Origin of the sequence: Acinetobacter lwoffii, from assembly GCF_024129855.1 — a bacterium.
In the GTDB taxonomy this organism is placed as follows: Bacteria; Pseudomonadota; Gammaproteobacteria; order Pseudomonadales; family Moraxellaceae; genus Acinetobacter; species Acinetobacter lwoffii_L.
On sequence record NZ_JAMXXC010000004.1, the window covers coordinates 182098 to 197724 of the forward strand.

Genomic DNA, 15627 nt, shown 5'->3' on the forward strand with positions numbered 1-15627 from the left:
TGGGCTTTTTTTAATTCATTACAACTGGCATTTTGAAATGACAAATCTTCCCCGATCTTTTATATTGCCCCTCGGAAGGAGAAATTCATGAAAAAGTTATTGGCTTTATCGTTTATGCTGGCGCTTGCCGGTTGTGCCGAGAAGAAACCCTTAACCCCTGAAGAGCAGTGGCAAGGTTATTGTCGAAGTGTCGGAAATGCGGCGCGTACCATTATGCTGGATCGTCAGAATGCGATTGAGAAAGAAAAAGCAATCGAGCATGCCAACAAGATCGATGATGAAACCACCAAAGGTTTTATCCTGAATATTATTGATGAAGTCTATGCGATTCCAGCCGAAGAGATTAAGGTAGATGTAAAAGCAGCCCGTGAAAAAGTCCGCGCTGAATTTACTGCAAAGTGTATTGCGACACCGCATGATGAATTACCAGATTACAAACCGTTCTAAGGAACGGTTTGTAAAATCTGCATAAAATCATTCAACTCATATTTCCCATTAAACGTATTTAAATATACACATCTTCAAAAGACTGAAAAATAGAAATAGCCTAAGCAAAAAATGTACACTTTGTGACAATTTTTAAATCTAAAATATAGAAATACTTATCTTTATATTGAATAATGAATTTAACTCCAATTAACCAAGGAGTAGCACAATATGGAAGTCGTAAGATATTTGCATCATTCTGATCTACTGCTGGAAGATGAAGAAGGTGTGGTCATTATTGGCGGCAGTCGCTATGTACTCAGCGTCGGTGACAAAGTCGTTTTAAAGAAGATGCTAGAACAAGATAAAAAGCTTTATCAGGTGGATATTTCCTTTGCCAGCAATAATCACAGTACCACCTATGAAGATGAATGCGTGGTGAAATTCCAAGGCTGCCGAGACTCATATCAACAGTATTTAAACTCGACCACTGTACACTAAGGTGGAGTATCTTTTTAACTTCAAATCAGGCAACATCAGGGTTGCCTTTTTTATGCATTAAATTCAGTTAAAAGGGCCTATTCATGGGCTTGTTTCGTGTGGTGTAAGCTGGAACTGATTATGGAATAATCATTAAGAGCATCATTTAGTTATAAAATAACGAGCATCACGAAGAAACACTTGAGTTGCATTAACTTTTAACTGGAAATTTAGTAAAATTTCGGAGTCCATATTATTTATGAAGCTTGGAATAAGCAGGAATTCATAAGTAATTTTTTAAAAAAGAGGAATAACACTGTGCTAGAAGCTTACCGCCAACACGTTGAAGAACGTGCCGCACTCGGAGTCCCACCGAAGCCACTTGACGATGCCCAAACAGCTGCATTAGTTGAACTACTAAAAAACCCGCCAGCTGGTGAAGAAGCATACTTGGTAGATTTGCTTGAAAACCGTGTACCAGCAGGTGTTGACCAAGCTGCATATGTAAAAGCTGCGTTCTTAGCTGCATTGGCAAAAGGCGAAGCAACCTCTCCACTCGTTTCTAAAGAACGTGCTGTTTACTTACTAGGTACTATGCTGGGTGGTTATAACGTAGCACCTTTAGTTGAACTTTTAGACAATGCTGAGCTTGCTGAACTTGCAGCTGAAGCATTGAAAAAAACGCTTCTTGTATTTGATGCATTCCATGACGTTGCTGATAAAGCAAAAGCTGGTAACGCAAATGCTCAAGCAGTTATGCAGTCTTGGGCTGATGCTGAATGGTTCACTAGCCGTAAAGACGTTCCTGAAGAAATCAAACTGACGGTTTTCAAAGTAACTGGCGAAACCAACACTGACGACTTGTCACCTGCACAAGACGCTTGGAGCCGTCCAGACATTCCATTGCACGCAAATGCAATGTTGAAAAACGTACGTGACGGGATCAATCCAGAAGTTCCTGGTGAAGTGGGTCCACTTAACCAGATTAAAGAATTGATCGCGAAAGGCAACCAGGTTGCTTACGTGGGTGACGTTGTTGGTACAGGTTCATCTCGTAAATCTGCAACTAACTCTGTACTTTGGTTCTTCGGTGATGACATTCCACACATCCCGAACAAGAAAGACGGTGGTTACTGCCTAGGTTCTAAAATCGCTCCAATTTTCTTCAACACGATGGAAGATGCTGGTGCGTTACCGATCGAGATCGATGTTGCTAACATGAACATGGGCGACGAAATCGTTCTTAAGATCGATCACGCTGCTGCTAAAGTAACTGCGTTCAAAGACGGCGCGCAAATCGCTGAAGCTGAACTTAAAACTCCAGTACTTCTAGACGAAGTTCGTGCTGGTGGTCGTATTAACCTGATCGTAGGTCGTGGTTTGACGACTAAAGCGCGTGAAGCTTTAGGTCTTCCAGTATCTACAATGTTCCGTACTCCGGTTCAGCCTGCTGCAACTGGTAAAGGTTTCACTCAAGCTCAGAAGATGGTTGGTCGCGCTTGTGGTCTTCCTGAAGGTCAAGGTGTACTTCCAGGTACTTACTGTGAACCTAAGATGACTACTGTGGGTTCGCAAGATACAACTGGTCCAATGACTCGTGACGAATTGAAAGACTTGGCTTGCCTAGGCTTCTCTGCTGACCTTGTTATGCAATCTTTCTGTCATACAGCTGCGTATCCAAAACCAGTTGACGTTCAAATGCAACACTCGCTTCCTGATTTCATCATGAACCGTGGTGGTGTGTCTTTACGCCCAGGTGACGGTATTATTCACTCTTGGTTAAACCGTATGCTTCTTCCGGATACTGTTGGTACTGGTGGTGACTCGCATACTCGTTTCCCAATCGGTATTTCATTCCCGGCGGGTTCTGGTCTTGTAGCGTTCGCTGCAGCAACTGGTGTTATGCCACTTGACATGCCTGAATCTGTACTTGTGAAGTTCAAGGGTAAAATGCAGCCTGGTATCACGCTACGTGACCTTGTACATGCAATTCCTTACTACGCAATTAAGGAAGGTGACCTAACTGTAGAGAAGAAAGGTAAGAAAAACATCTTCTCTGGTCGTATCCTTGAGATCGACTTAACAGAAATGGAAACTGACCTGACTGTTGAGCAAGCGTTCGAACTTTCTGATGCTTCTGCTGAACGTTCTGCTGCTGGTTGTTCTATCACACTTTCTGAAGAGAAAGTTGCTGAATACCTTCGTTCAAACATCACCATGTTGAAGTGGATGATTTCTGAAGGTTATGGCGATGCGCGTACTATGGCTCGTCGTGTTGAGAACATGGAAAAATGGTTGGCTAACCCAAGCCTGATCAAAGCAGATGCTGATGCTGAATACACCAAAGTGTATGAAATCGATCTTGCAGATATCAAAGAACCTATTCTTTGCTGCCCGAACGATCCAGATGATGCAAAACTTCTTTCTGATGTTCAAGGCGCGAAAATTGACGAAGTATTCGTTGGTTCTTGTATGACTAACATCGGTCACTTCCGTGCGACTGGTAAGTTGTTAGAAAAAGTTCCTGGTGGTGCGTTGTCAACTCGTTTGTGGATTGCTCCACCTACGCGTATGGACGAACATCAGTTGATGGAAGAAGGTTTCTATAACATTTATGGTAAAGCTGGCGCGCGTACTGAAATGCCAGGTTGTTCATTGTGTATGGGTAACCAAGCACGTGTAGCTCCGAACACAACTTGTGTATCGACTTCTACTCGTAACTTCCCGAACCGTTTAGGTCAAGGTGCTAACGTTTACTTGGCTTCTGCTGAACTTGCTTCTGTTGCTGCTGTATTGGGTAAATTACCTTCTCCAGAAGAATACCAACAGTACGCAGCTCAAATTGACAGCATGTCAGCTGACATCTATCAATACTTAAGCTTCGACAAGATGAGCGAATATACTGACGCTGCTAAAGACGTTGATACGAAGAAAATTGCTGCTGCTCAGTTAACTTAATTGTTGATTAAAAAGTAGTTTAAAATAAGGGCTGATTTATCAGCCCTTATTTTTTTGAGAAGAATTATTAATGGAATTATCAGATTTATCAGTGTTGTTGTTTAGTACATTAGGATCTACAAGTTTTCTTGTTGGTATTGCATATTTTTTTAAAGATATTATTTTTAAGTATTATGAAAAGAAAATTAATATTAAATTTGAAAAAGAAATGGAAGAATTTCGACAAAAAATAAGAGAAAAAGACAGTCATATAGCGTTAATAAATAATTATTTAACTGATTTAGAAAAAAATCGTTCAAAAGTAAGAAATGATAAGCAATTAATTGCTGCGGAAGATTGTTTAAAATTAATAAAAGTATTTAATAAAACAAACTTCCTGATTCAAATACTAATAAGAATTAATTTTAAAAAAGTATATGCTGAAAAAAGAGAATTAGAATTACAAGGGGTTGGTGAGCAGCTATACCGTGACTGCAACATTGAAAATATTTTAAAAGAAATTAAAGACTTAAATAGTGATTTTATAGATCTTTATTTAGATCATGAAAGTTTAAATAGTTTGCGTATTTTTCAGGGAATAACAGTTACTGCAATAACATTAATAGCGGCTTTTAAAGATAAAACCACAGAATTTTTAAAAAAAGAAGATAAAGAGCTTGTTGAACTAATAATTAAATACTTACCAAGTACTAAAAGTTCATTTGAGAAATATGGTGACGAGTATATGTTTATTTGGCACGATTATTTTTATGAGAAAACTTTAATCTCATTACGCAGTTTTGTTAGTGGTGAAAAAATCAATGATGATATCGTCAATATTCAAAAAATAACAATGACAACTAGAAAAATTTATAATAATTTACCTGATGATTTAAAAGTTCAAAGAAGTTGAAGTAATCAATGCCCAAACAATCCCGATTTCTCTGTATTGGTGGTTTCCTCAACGGAACGCAGGTCAAAGACCAAGGTGACAGCTTTATCTGCGTCGAAAAAGGCAAAAATGTCACCTATACCAAAAGGGAAATATTCCATCCTGATTCATGGGATCACGATTACTACGTTTGTGAAACGACCACAGACAAACAGGCACGAAACTGGGTCTATGACATTGAGTCAAAATAATATTTAATTCGATAAAGAAAGACATGGGTTGGTGTTATCGTCAGCCTATTTTTATATACGTTTTAAAATGTTCAGACAATAAAAAGCCCCATGGTTAGGGGCTAGTCGTATATAGGTCAAGCCCATATACTGTAAGAGGCTCATCTCAAACTGCGTGTATTAGAACACAGCAGTCTGCAAATAACCATCTAAATCTGATTTAAACAGTCAATTGCTGTTCAATCACCGGCCATAAATTCTGATGCGATTTTTTAAACATCAGCATATGACCAATGGCTTTATAGGCATAACTTTTAGGGCTAAGTTTAATTATCTGGGTTTTTGCGTTTGGATATAAACGCAGTAAATCTTTCACATTGGCTTCCGTGGCAATCTCATCATCCGATGACCAGATTGAGGTAATCGGGCAGGTGATTTGCGCATGATAATCATGGGATGGTGCAATCTTTTTACCAATCGCGTTGATTACATAACCCGGTTTACTACAGAACTGCGCCCATTCGCGAGCTACATCTTTCGGCAGGTTTTCACCCATACCAATCGCTTGAGTCGGGCCATAGCCTTTAGTGATGCGTGCCAGTGGGAAAATAACATTAAACATCACTGGCGCAAGTAACTTGGTTTTACCTTTGAGTCCTTTCACATGTCCAGTAGAGCCAGAGACAGCCACCACTTTTGCGACTTTATCGTAATTTGGCACAATACCTAAAAGCTGACCACCGGCACTATGTCCAAGTAGGATCACTTTTTCTGCATTGGTACGCGTTGATAAAGCATCAATCGCGGTCGGTATATCCAGTTGCCCCCATTGCACAATACTGGCTTTTGAATTTTTCAACAGGCCATGTAGTGAATCACCAATCCCCCGGAAATCAAAGACCATAACCGCATAGCCTTGAGCTTGTAACCACACACAAAACTGATGATAAAACTGTTTAGTAATGCCAGTTGCCGGACAGACTAATACTGGAAGTTTGTCAGTTTCAGAAATAGCTGCATAAAAACGTGCACTTAAGCGATAGCCATCCTGACACTGGAGAGTCAATGTTTCAAATTCAGACATACGATACACTATGATTTTTATAATCCCGATGAAGCTTTTACTGTATAGATTTTTAGCAGGGTAGCTTGGGGAAAACATGACTTAAAAGTCAGTAAAATAATAGAGATGGAATAAAATTATGCAGCTAATGGAACTTGAGCTGGCCGTTAAAATCGCCATTATTTTTAGTGGAATATTCTTGTGGGTCGGGATGTTCACCGGCGTCTGGAAATATTGGCAGATCCGTCAATCACCTCAGTCACGCGCACATTATTATGTCGATATTGCCCATAGTAGCAGCCTACTTTATGCACCTGCGACCTTAATTCTGGCAGTATTAGCCTATTGTTCAGTGTTGCCGAGTATGGTGAATCTGGTTTGCGTACTGATCAATATTCTGTTTTTCAGTTTTTCTATTGGGGCTTATATGTTGCATGGTTTCCTGCAAGACACGACGAATCAGTTTAAACAGCCGCATCAGCTGGGTAAGTTTTATTTGCCAGGAAGTTTGATGACTTTCGCCATGCTGGGTTTAATTGTCGCAGAATTGGGCGGGACAGGGATTTTGCTCTATGGAGCATTTATCGGATTATTTTAATCTTATTTTTATAGTTATTCTGAAAGGATACTGGAATGTTGGAAAGTTAAAACACTTTTTTCACCAGATGGATGATTGGCCAAATCATCCATCTGGGCTAATTTAAAATTTGTTTATCGGTATTTCTGGTCTATGGCAGCCCATAGGAAAAATGCAGCTGAGACAATCAGTGCATAGCCAAAGTATTCAAGTTTTAAATTACCTTGAATTAAGCAATGGACGGTTAAAGTCAGCATGAGTGCAAAAGTGGTGCATATAAATGTCACCAGATTGGTGTTGTTGGCTTTAAGAGCGTCAATGAAGACTTGCTTGTTGAAATGTAATGATAACATCTCCATCCCTCCCATTTATTTATGTTATTGAAGATTAAAGCAGATTTAATCAGTCAGAATTGAATATATAGTTGTACTGTTTAATTTGGACCTTTGCAACTGCTGTGGCAGGCTTTTACAGTCAAAATGGCCATCTTTAGTCGTATAACTACATAATCAATTGATTAGGCAAGAATTATATTTTCAGATTTCACCTCCAGCTAATTTTGGAAATAAGATGTAGTCATCATTTGATTAATGCGACCAGATAGAAAATGCAAATTCTACGCCAAAGATATGTAGTGTTAATCAATACTTTGTAAGCCTGCGTATGACTCGGAGGGGGACTTGGTTTAAGTTGGCAACAATAGGTATCTAAAATCAGGAAATTAAAGTTTTGTTTATATTTATATAAAAAATAAAATAATTAAAGTGCAATTCTATACATCATATTTTATAGAAAATCTTAGTATCAAGATTTACAGCGGTGATTTGATGTCATTATTAAGAAACAATAAATGTCCGTTTGGGTAAAACCTGACAATTATTGATCACGCTCAAACCGGATTTTGGGTAAAAATACGATTTTTCAGACATCCTAGAAATTTTAGTTTCTAATACGGTCAATCACAGCTGTAATCAGCAATACAATCATGGACGGGATAAACCAGGCCAGATTCTGATCTGATAGAGGTAAATTTTGCAGTAATGCAGGCAATTCAAAACCAGCGACTTTTAATCCATCAAAAATACCAAAGATCAAGGCTACCAGGGTCACTGGTGCAATCACATGAGATGGTTTCTTGAAGAAGCTCGCACAGAAGCTCAGCATAATGACGCTAATGGCAGGCGGATAAATAGCGCTCAAGACTGGAACCGAAACAGCAATCAGTTTGGTTAAACCCAGGTTTGAAATCACCAGTGAGAAGCCCACCAGAATGAATACAAAAATCTTGTACGGAATCTTGGTCAAGCTGGAGAAATACTCAGCACAGGCACAAGTCAGACCAATTGCAGTCACCATACAGGCAATAAAAATCATGCCAGACAGGAAGTAAGCACCCATATCGCCAAAAGCATGTTGTACATATGCATGCAGGATAATGGCACCATTGGCTGCATTTGGTGCAATCTCATGGCTACCTAGTCCAAGTTTAAACAGACTTAAATACACCAGAGTTAAACCAATACCAGAAATAATGCCGGCATTCACTGCATATTTGGTAATCAGTTTTTTATCGGTTACACCACGTGAAGTAATGGCTTTAACAATCACAATACCGAAAACTAAAGCGCCCAAAGTATCCATGGTTAAATAACCATTTACGAAGCCTTCAGTCACTGGACTGGTAACGTAATTATCGATCGCTGCAGGCGGATTGCTGGCAGGGATCATCACGGCTGCTACACCCAAAATTATCAAAGAAATAATTTTAAGTGGTGACAGGAAATAGCCGACGGTATCCAGAATCTTGTTTGGATATAAAGATACGATGGTCACCACAGCAAAATAGATGATGCTGTAAATGAGCAGGCTGCCAGATTCATTGCCAAAGTAAGATGAAAAACCGATTTCATAAGAAACGGTTGCGGTACGCGGCGTCGCAAATAAAGGGCCAACAGCTAAGTAACAGATTACAGTCAGCAAGATGCTGGCTGCTTTGCCAAGAGGCGAGCTTAGTGCCTGAATGGAACCTTCAACGCGAGACAACGCAATAATGGTAATCACGGGTAAGCCGACTGCTGTAATAAGGAAACCTAAAGCAGCGAGCCATACGTGTTCACCGGCTTGTTGAGCCACAATCGGTGGGAAGATAATGTTGCCCGCACCAATAAATAGTGCAAAGGTCATAAAACCTAGGGCGACAATATCCCGGGTACGCAGACTTGTCATAAAGGGAGATCAATAGAACAAAAGAAAGCGATTTTAGTGTATATGTCCAATTTTTTGGAGTTTATTTTAAGGCTGGAAGCCTTGATTCTAGTGAGTTTGCGGATCACATAACCGGTCATTCAAATCTTGGTAGAAATATATGTTTGATAATTCGCTGAAAAATATATTTTTCCTTACAAGCTCAAAAAATATCTGCACTTGCTATCAAAATATGTTAGTTATTGTTTGTACAAATAAGCAGCAGTGAAAAGTCCTATTTCAAGGAAAATTGCTGTACTGAAACTCAACAACTGCGACATATTTCGCAAAAAAGGGATTATAATTCAGGGATTCATAGTGAGGATAGGTATATGCGCGCTCCAGCGATTAGTCTTAAAACTGAGCAAGATGTTGAAAAACTGCGGATATCTGGGCGTTTGGCTGCAGAAGTTTTAGCGATGATCGGGGAGCATGTCAAGCCAGGTGTCACGACTGAATATCTGGATGATCTCTGTCATGATTTTATTGTCAATACATTAAAAGTGACGCCAGCCAATATTGGCTATTATGGCTATACCAAAACCACCTGTATTTCACCGAATGAAGTGGTTTGTCATGGCATTCCATCATCAAAAGTCGTTCTGCAGGATGGCGATATTATCAATATTGATGTTGCCATTATTAAAGACGGTTATTTCGGTGATACTAGCCGGATGTACTATGTTGGAACCCCATCTCCAGAAGCCAAGCGATTGGTCAATACCACTTATGAAGCTATGGTGGCCGGGATTCATGCGGTGAAGCCGGGCGCGACCTTGGGTGATATTGGTTATGCGATTCAAACGGTCGCCCAGCGTAAAGGCTATTCCATTGTGCGTGAATATTGCGGTCATGGCATCGGCAAGGTCTATCACGAACAGCCAAACATTCTGCATTATGGTCAGCCAGGTCAGGGCATTAAATTGGTTCCGGGAATGGTGTTTACTATTGAGCCAATGGTGAATATGGGCAAAGCTCGCGTCAAAGAGCTGAAAGATGGCTGGACTGTGGTCACCACGGATAAATCCTGGTCTGCCCAATGGGAACATATGGTTTATGTGACTGAAAGCGGGTTTGAAGTCTTGTCGCCTTGGCCTGAAGGCACAGGTGAGTATCCGGAAATTTAAAATATTGATTGAATGATCTTTATTAAGATAATCCACTTACATAAATTACAACTCACTCGTTCTTGCTGACGAAAACATACAAAACACTACATTAAACAGTGGTTTAGGATTTTATATCTGATTAAACTAAGAGTCAGATACATAGGTTCCCTTTTTTTAGCTCACTATGCTGTAGTGAAAGTTTCTCTAGCTCATTTTTCCCCAAGAATGAGCTATTTTTTTGTCCAGTTTTCCTCAACAGCATATCACTTAGCGCTGATTTAATTCAGCGACCAGATAGTCAATAAAGACCCGTACTGCGGGCAATAAGCCGCGACGTGAAGGATAAACCACATGGAAAATACCATGCGGCGCTTTCCAGTCAGGGAGTACCCGAACAAGTTCACCACTTGCCACGTAATGCTCGACCACGTTATCTGGTAACAAAGTAACGCCTGATCCTGACGCGGCCAATTGTGCCAGCATATTTAAGTCAGAACCCATGACGGTGGGACTGACACGGATTTTTTTCTGTTCCTGCTGTTCATTTTGTAAGGTCAGAAACTGTTCGGTATGGTCTTCGGCCATACTCAGGATTTTATGCTCAGCCAGTTGCTCAGGGTTTTTCAGTTCACCAAATTCGTTTAAATAACCCTGACTGGCGAATAAGTGCTGCTCAATTTTTTCAAACTGGCGAATCACCAGATTCGGATCATCATCCAGGCTGGAACGGACACGTAAGGCCAGATCAAAGCCTTCATTGATAATATCGACCCGTCGATTGGTGATCATCATCTGGACTTTAATTTCAGGATATTTTTTCAAAAAATCCGGCAGAATTTTTGCCAGTTCGTTTTGGGCAATAGAGACGGGCAAGCTGACTTTAATAGTTCCGCGCGGTTCGGTACTCAGGTGGTCCACCAGATCATGCGCCGCCTGTGCAGCACTCAGCATAACTTGGGCATGCCGGTAAATATTCATGCCGATATCGGTGACGGCAAAATGACGAGAACTGCGCTGAATCAGACGTACACCCAGACGCTCTTCCAGATTAAACACCCGACGGCTGAGTTTGGATTTGGGAATATCGGTCGCACGTTCGGCTGCACTAAAGCCGCCATGTTCCACCACCTGAGCGAAACAGTAAAAGTCATCCAGATCAGACAGCATGGTTTAATTCCATCCTTGCAACGATAAGCTGATTAAAAATTGATTGTTGCATACTGTCAATCAGAGAATGCAGCATATAAAAAAAATTTAATTCCCGGATTTCAGTAAACCTAGCAGTGTTTGCATGCCATCGGTCGCGTTTTGGGGGATTTTGTAAAACTGTGCAGGCAAATGCTGCTGCTCGGCTTTCGGATCGATGTAATAGGCCGGACATTTCGCAGGAATCTCATGAATTAACCCGGCAACTGGATAAACCTGTAGGCTGGTGCCAATCACCACAAAAATATCGGCATCCTGTACACAGTCTTGAGCTTCTTCATACGCGGGTACGGCTTCGCCAAACCAGACTACATGCGGACGTAACGGATAGCCTGCCTTACAAAAGTGTTGATTTAAATCTAATTCAGAGCCTTCAATTGGATAAAACTCGGTTGTGCTTTGTGCATCGGGGCCTGAGCTTTTGGCCAGGCGAATATTGCCATGTAAATGGATCACCTTGGAGCTGCCGGCACGTTCATGCAAGTCATCAATATTCTGGGTGATTACATGCACATCAAACTCATTTTCAAGATCGGCAATTAATTGATGTGCGGCATTCGGCTGTGCTTCCAGAATGTTTTTACGGCGGGCATTATAAAAGCGTTGCACCAGTTCTGGATTTTTGGCCCAAGCTTCAGGTGTCGCGACCTCTTCAATCCGGTATTGTTCCCAAAGTCCATCATTGTCGCGAAAAGTATGAATGCCACTTTCGGCGCTCATGCCTGCACCGGAAAAAGCCACTAACTTTTTCATTGTTCTATCTCCTGAATCTTTAGGCAGCTGAAGTGCTAGATTGTGAATTTTCATTTAAAAAGATGCCAAGTTCTCGGGCAAATTTTAGCGGTTCAGTCAGTAAAGGTGTATGGCCGGATTTGCTGAAAAGTATCTGTTTGGCCTGAGGCAGGCTTTCTGCAATCAGGCGCTGACCTTCAAAAGGATATAGCTTGGATTGTACGCCGCTAAAGAAAGTCACCGGACAGCTGAGCTGGGCCAATGCCTCTCGGTAATCCTCACGATGGTATAAATAATTGTTGATATACCACGTCATATAATCCACCCGACTGGAAGGCAATAACAGACTTTGCAGTTGTAGTTGATTCAAAATGAATTCGAAAGCTTTCAGGCTATATTTTTGTTCATTTTGTAGCTGAATAAACTTTAGCCATAGGGCGGCAATTTGTTTACGGACAGAAACGTCAAGATCGCGAATCAATTCAACTTGCTGATATTGTGCAAGTAGGGCAGAGAGCTGCTGCAGAATGTGTCGATAAATTCCTGATGACGTGGGCCAAAAAGACCAAAAGCCCAAGCATCATCGACTGGTATTTTGGGAGTCTGATCAATGTGCAAATAAGCTGTTATGTGTTTGGCAAAGTCCCCATAGTGCAGGCCATGCATGGTTGTCGTCGCGCCCATAGAGTAAGCAATCACAATGAATTTATCTAAATTGAGCTGTTGAATTACCGATTGAATATCCAGCCAGTGACTGGAAATTGCATCAAGATCTTGCGGAATTTTACAGCGACTGGAAGCCCCAAAGCCGCGCCATTCCGGAATAATGAAACGGAAATTTTTCTGATGCGCATAGAGAAAAGCTTTCCATTGCCAGCTCAGCATGCCGAGTCCTGAGAGTACCAGTACCGGCTGTCCCTGACCATATTCGCGTACAAATAGCTGTTCACCATCGGGCATGCGATAAAAGGGCATGTGTGTCTCCGTATTTAGAATTATTTTGCGTCAAATTGTTTGAGTCGCGGAATGACTTGTTCCAGCCAGGAAATCCAGCCCAGTTCCTGATCAATCCCCAGTTGCAAAATCATTTTATGAATATACAGGGTACGGTCAGTTTCGTCCGCTTCGGCAAAGTCCTTGGCAAAAATCTGCTGATAGGTTTTCAGTTTTTCTTTATGCAGTTCTAGATGGCGTTCCAGCTCTGCCAAGGTGTTATTGCCACCAAGCTGGGCTTCGGCACGTAAACGCACCATCAGTTCTTCGCGCAGTTGTGCCGGTGGGCTTTGTTGCAGCATCCAGTTGGCCAGTTCTTCCCGGCCCAGACGTTCCACTTGATAAGTCTTTTTGCGGCTATTGGAATCTTCCTCTTCTAGCGTGGAAATCCAGCCTTTTTGTAGCATGGCATTCAGCTCGCGATAAATCTGCTGATGAGTTGCATTCCAGAAGAAGCCCATGGAACGGTCAAAGCGGCGGGCCAGTTCGATTCCGGTGCTGGGTTTTTCAATCAGGCTGGTCAATAAAACATGCGCTAAAGACATAAACGTCTCAAAAAAGTGACTCGGGATTATTATGCAACATGTTGCATAAAAATCAATTCTGGCATATAAATTAGTGCAACAAATTGCATTAAACTGGATGGGTTGAGGGATCAAACTGCCAGTTGCTAAAACAATAGCCAGCCTAAACGCACGCTCAGGAGTTGAAATGTCTAAATATCCGAATTTACTTGCCCCCTTGAACTTGGGTTTTACCACGCTTAAAAACCGCGTGTTAATGGGTTCCATGCACGTTGGTCTGGAAGAAGCACCCGGCGGATATGATCGGATGGCAGCTTTCTATGCAGAGCGTGCCAAAGGTGGAGTCGCTTTAATCGTCACCGGCGGGATTTCTCCAAATGATCATGGCGTAACGTTTCATGGTGGTTCCAAACTTGACACTCTTGAAGAAGCTGAAAAGCATAAAGTGATTACTCAGGCCGTACATGAGGCGGGCGGGAAAATTGCCATGCAGATTCTGCATACCGGGCGTTATTCTTATCAGGCTGAAAATGTCGCGCCATCCCCAATTCAGGCACCGATCAATCCAGTCAAACCGCATGCTTTAACTTCGGCTGAAGTGCAGCAAACCATTGATGATTTTGCCAATTGTGCCAAGCTGGCTCAATATGCCGGTTATGACGGTGTAGAAATCATGGGCTCGGAAGGCTATCTGATTAACGAGTTTATTGCAGCACGTACCAACCATCGTGATGATGAGTGGGGCGGAAGCTATGCAAACCGTATCCGTTTCCCGATTGAAATCGTACGCCGTACCCGTGAAATGGTCGGTGAGAACTTTATCATTATTTATCGCTTGTCTATGCTGGATCTGGTCGAAGGCGGTTCAACTCTGGAAGAAGTCATCCAGTTAGCCAAAGAAATTGAAAAAGCCGGTGCGACCATTATCAATACCGGCATTGGCTGGCATGAAGCGCGTATTCCGACCATTGCCACCAAAGTGCCTCGTGCAGCCTTCACTTGGGTCACCCGTAAGCTGAAAGGTCAGGTGAAGATCCCTTTAATCACTTCAAACCGTATTAATACTCCGGAAATGGCTGAGTATGTATTGGCGTCTGGTGATGCTGATATGATTTCTATGGCCCGTCCGATGCTGGCAGACTCTGAGTTTGTCCTGAAAGCGGAGCAGGGTCGTAGCGATGAGATCAATACCTGTATCGGTTGTAATCAGGCCTGTCTGGATCATATTTTCTCAATGAAAATTGCCACCTGTCTGGTCAATCCACGTGCCTGCTATGAAACAGAGCTCATTTTTAAAGAAACCAATGTAGCAAAAAATATTGCCGTGATTGGTGCGGGTCCTGCAGGTTTAAGCTTTGCTGTGTATGCTGCAAATCGTGGTCATCAGGTGACGGTATTTGAAGCCGCTGCTCAGATTGGTGGACAGTTTAATATTGCCAAGACTATTCCAGGCAAGGAAGAGTTTTATGAAACCTTGCGTTATTTCAAACGCCAGATTGAATTACAGCCACGTATCAAATTGCAACTGAATCATAAGGCGAGTCTGGAAGAGCTGGCTCAGTCAAACTTTGATGACATTGTGGTGGCAACAGGCGTGACACCGCGTCAGCTTGAGATTCCAGGCATTGATCATGCAAAAGTATTGTCTTATCTGGACGTTTTGAAAGAACGTAAGCCAGTGGGTCAGCGAGTTGCCATTATTGGTGCAGGTGGTATTGGCTTTGATACAGCCGAATTCCTGAGTCATGAAGGAGAAAGTGGCAGTATCAATCCGGAAAAATTCTATGATGAATGGGGTATTGATACTGACTATGAAAATGTCGGTGGCTTAAAAGCCGCAAATGTAGAAAAACCGCAACGTGAAATTTATTTATTGCAACGTAAAGCCGCTTCAGTCGGCGCGAGTCTGGGTAAAACCACAGGCTGGATTCATCGTACCGGTTTAAAACACCGTGACGTAAAAATGATTGCGGGCGCCAATTATGAAAAAATTGATGATCAGGGCTTACATATCGTCGTGAATGACAAACCTGCAGTGCTGGAAGTCGATCACGTGATCATTTGTGCCGGTCAGGAATCTTATACCGCCATGTTTGATGAGCTAAAAGCGGTGGGTAAAAATGTGCATCTGATTGGTGGAGCAAAAGAAGCGGGTGAGCTGGATGCCAAACGTGCCATCCGTCAGGGTGCTGAATTGGCAGCGGTGATCTGAAA

At 41.9% G+C, this 15627-nt stretch carries 14 protein-coding genes and 1 pseudogene; 8 read left to right on the top strand and 7 right to left on the bottom strand.

From position 1 onward, the window contains the following. The first annotated feature begins 87 nt into the window (after positions 1-87). From NI465_RS05795 to NI465_RS05815, 5 genes are all read left to right on the top strand, one after another. A complete protein-coding gene (locus NI465_RS05795; RefSeq protein ID WP_005103441.1) occupies positions 88-447 on the top strand; it encodes a hypothetical protein in 360 nt (119 codons plus the stop codon). A 210-nt stretch (positions 448-657) separates the two neighbouring features. Continuing rightward, positions 658-927 carry a hypothetical protein gene (locus NI465_RS05800; RefSeq protein ID WP_004278747.1) on the top strand — a complete coding sequence of 90 codons (270 nt, stop codon included), beginning with the start codon at positions 658-660 and terminating at the stop codon, positions 925-927. 297 nt (positions 928-1224) lie between these two features. Next, positions 1225-3864, top strand: a complete 2640-nt coding sequence (locus NI465_RS05805) for a bifunctional aconitate hydratase 2/2-methylisocitrate dehydratase (RefSeq protein ID WP_005252103.1) — start codon at positions 1225-1227, stop codon at positions 3862-3864. Between the two features lie 70 nt (positions 3865-3934). Next, the gene (locus tag NI465_RS05810) at positions 3935-4756 is read left to right on the top strand and encodes a hypothetical protein (protein WP_253144595.1); all 822 of its coding nucleotides are present in this window, start codon (positions 3935-3937) and stop codon (positions 4754-4756) included. An 8-nt stretch (positions 4757-4764) separates the two neighbouring features. Further along, a complete protein-coding gene (locus tag NI465_RS05815) occupies positions 4765-4986 on the top strand; it encodes a hypothetical protein (RefSeq protein WP_114541129.1) in 222 nt (73 codons plus the stop codon). Positions 4987-5185: 199 nt separating this feature from the next. Here NI465_RS05815 and NI465_RS05820 read toward each other — a convergent pair whose 3' ends face one another. Further along, the gene (locus NI465_RS05820) at positions 5186-6049 is read right to left on the bottom strand and encodes an alpha/beta hydrolase family protein (RefSeq protein ID WP_253144597.1); all 864 of its coding nucleotides are present in this window, start codon (positions 6047-6049) and stop codon (positions 5186-5188) included. A 118-nt stretch (positions 6050-6167) separates the two neighbouring features. On the opposite strand from NI465_RS05820, the gene NI465_RS05825 reads away from it, so the two are divergent. After that, positions 6168-6626 (top strand): hypothetical protein, encoded by a 459-nt coding sequence (locus NI465_RS05825; protein ID WP_253144599.1) that lies wholly within the window; start codon positions 6168-6170, stop codon positions 6624-6626. Between the two features lie 113 nt (positions 6627-6739). Here the strand turns inward: NI465_RS05825 and NI465_RS05830 are convergent, their stop codons facing one another. Both NI465_RS05830 and brnQ read right to left on the bottom strand, forming a co-directional pair. Then, positions 6740-6958, bottom strand: coding sequence for a hypothetical protein (locus NI465_RS05830; RefSeq protein WP_004645284.1), 219 nt, complete (start codon positions 6956-6958; stop codon positions 6740-6742). Positions 6959-7544: 586 nt separating this feature from the next. Then, positions 7545-8831 (bottom strand): branched-chain amino acid transport system II carrier protein, encoded by a 1287-nt coding sequence (gene brnQ / locus NI465_RS05835; protein ID WP_004645282.1) that lies wholly within the window; start codon positions 8829-8831, stop codon positions 7545-7547. Positions 8832-9181: 350 nt separating this feature from the next. Here brnQ and map point away from each other — a divergent pair, with 350 nt between their 5' ends. Beyond that, entirely contained in the window at positions 9182-9976 is a 795-nt protein-coding gene (map, locus tag NI465_RS05840) for a type I methionyl aminopeptidase (protein ID WP_253144601.1), read from the top strand. A gap of 249 nt (positions 9977-10225) precedes the next feature. Here the strand turns inward: map and NI465_RS05845 are convergent, their stop codons facing one another. The 4 genes and pseudogenes from NI465_RS05845 to NI465_RS05860 all read right to left on the bottom strand — a co-directional run bounded on the left by NI465_RS05845 (position 10226) and on the right by NI465_RS05860 (position 13434). Next, complete coding sequence (locus NI465_RS05845) at positions 10226-11125, bottom strand: LysR substrate-binding domain-containing protein (RefSeq protein ID WP_005262745.1); 900 nt, start codon at positions 11123-11125, stop codon at positions 10226-10228. Positions 11126-11212: 87 nt separating this feature from the next. Then, positions 11213-11917 (bottom strand): SIR2 family NAD-dependent protein deacylase, encoded by a 705-nt coding sequence (locus tag NI465_RS05850; RefSeq protein WP_253144603.1) that lies wholly within the window; start codon positions 11915-11917, stop codon positions 11213-11215. Between the two features lie 19 nt (positions 11918-11936). After that, a pseudogene (locus NI465_RS05855) lies at positions 11937-12871 on the bottom strand (alpha/beta fold hydrolase). 20 nt (positions 12872-12891) lie between these two features. Further along, positions 12892-13434, bottom strand: coding sequence for a PadR family transcriptional regulator (locus tag NI465_RS05860; RefSeq protein ID WP_004278730.1), 543 nt, complete (start codon positions 13432-13434; stop codon positions 12892-12894). Positions 13435-13600: 166 nt separating this feature from the next. Here NI465_RS05860 and NI465_RS05865 point away from each other — a divergent pair, with 166 nt between their 5' ends. Next, positions 13601-15625 carry an NADPH-dependent 2,4-dienoyl-CoA reductase gene (locus NI465_RS05865; RefSeq protein WP_253139220.1) on the top strand — a complete coding sequence of 675 codons (2025 nt, stop codon included), beginning with the start codon at positions 13601-13603 and terminating at the stop codon, positions 15623-15625. Positions 15626-15627 lie beyond the last annotated feature (2 nt).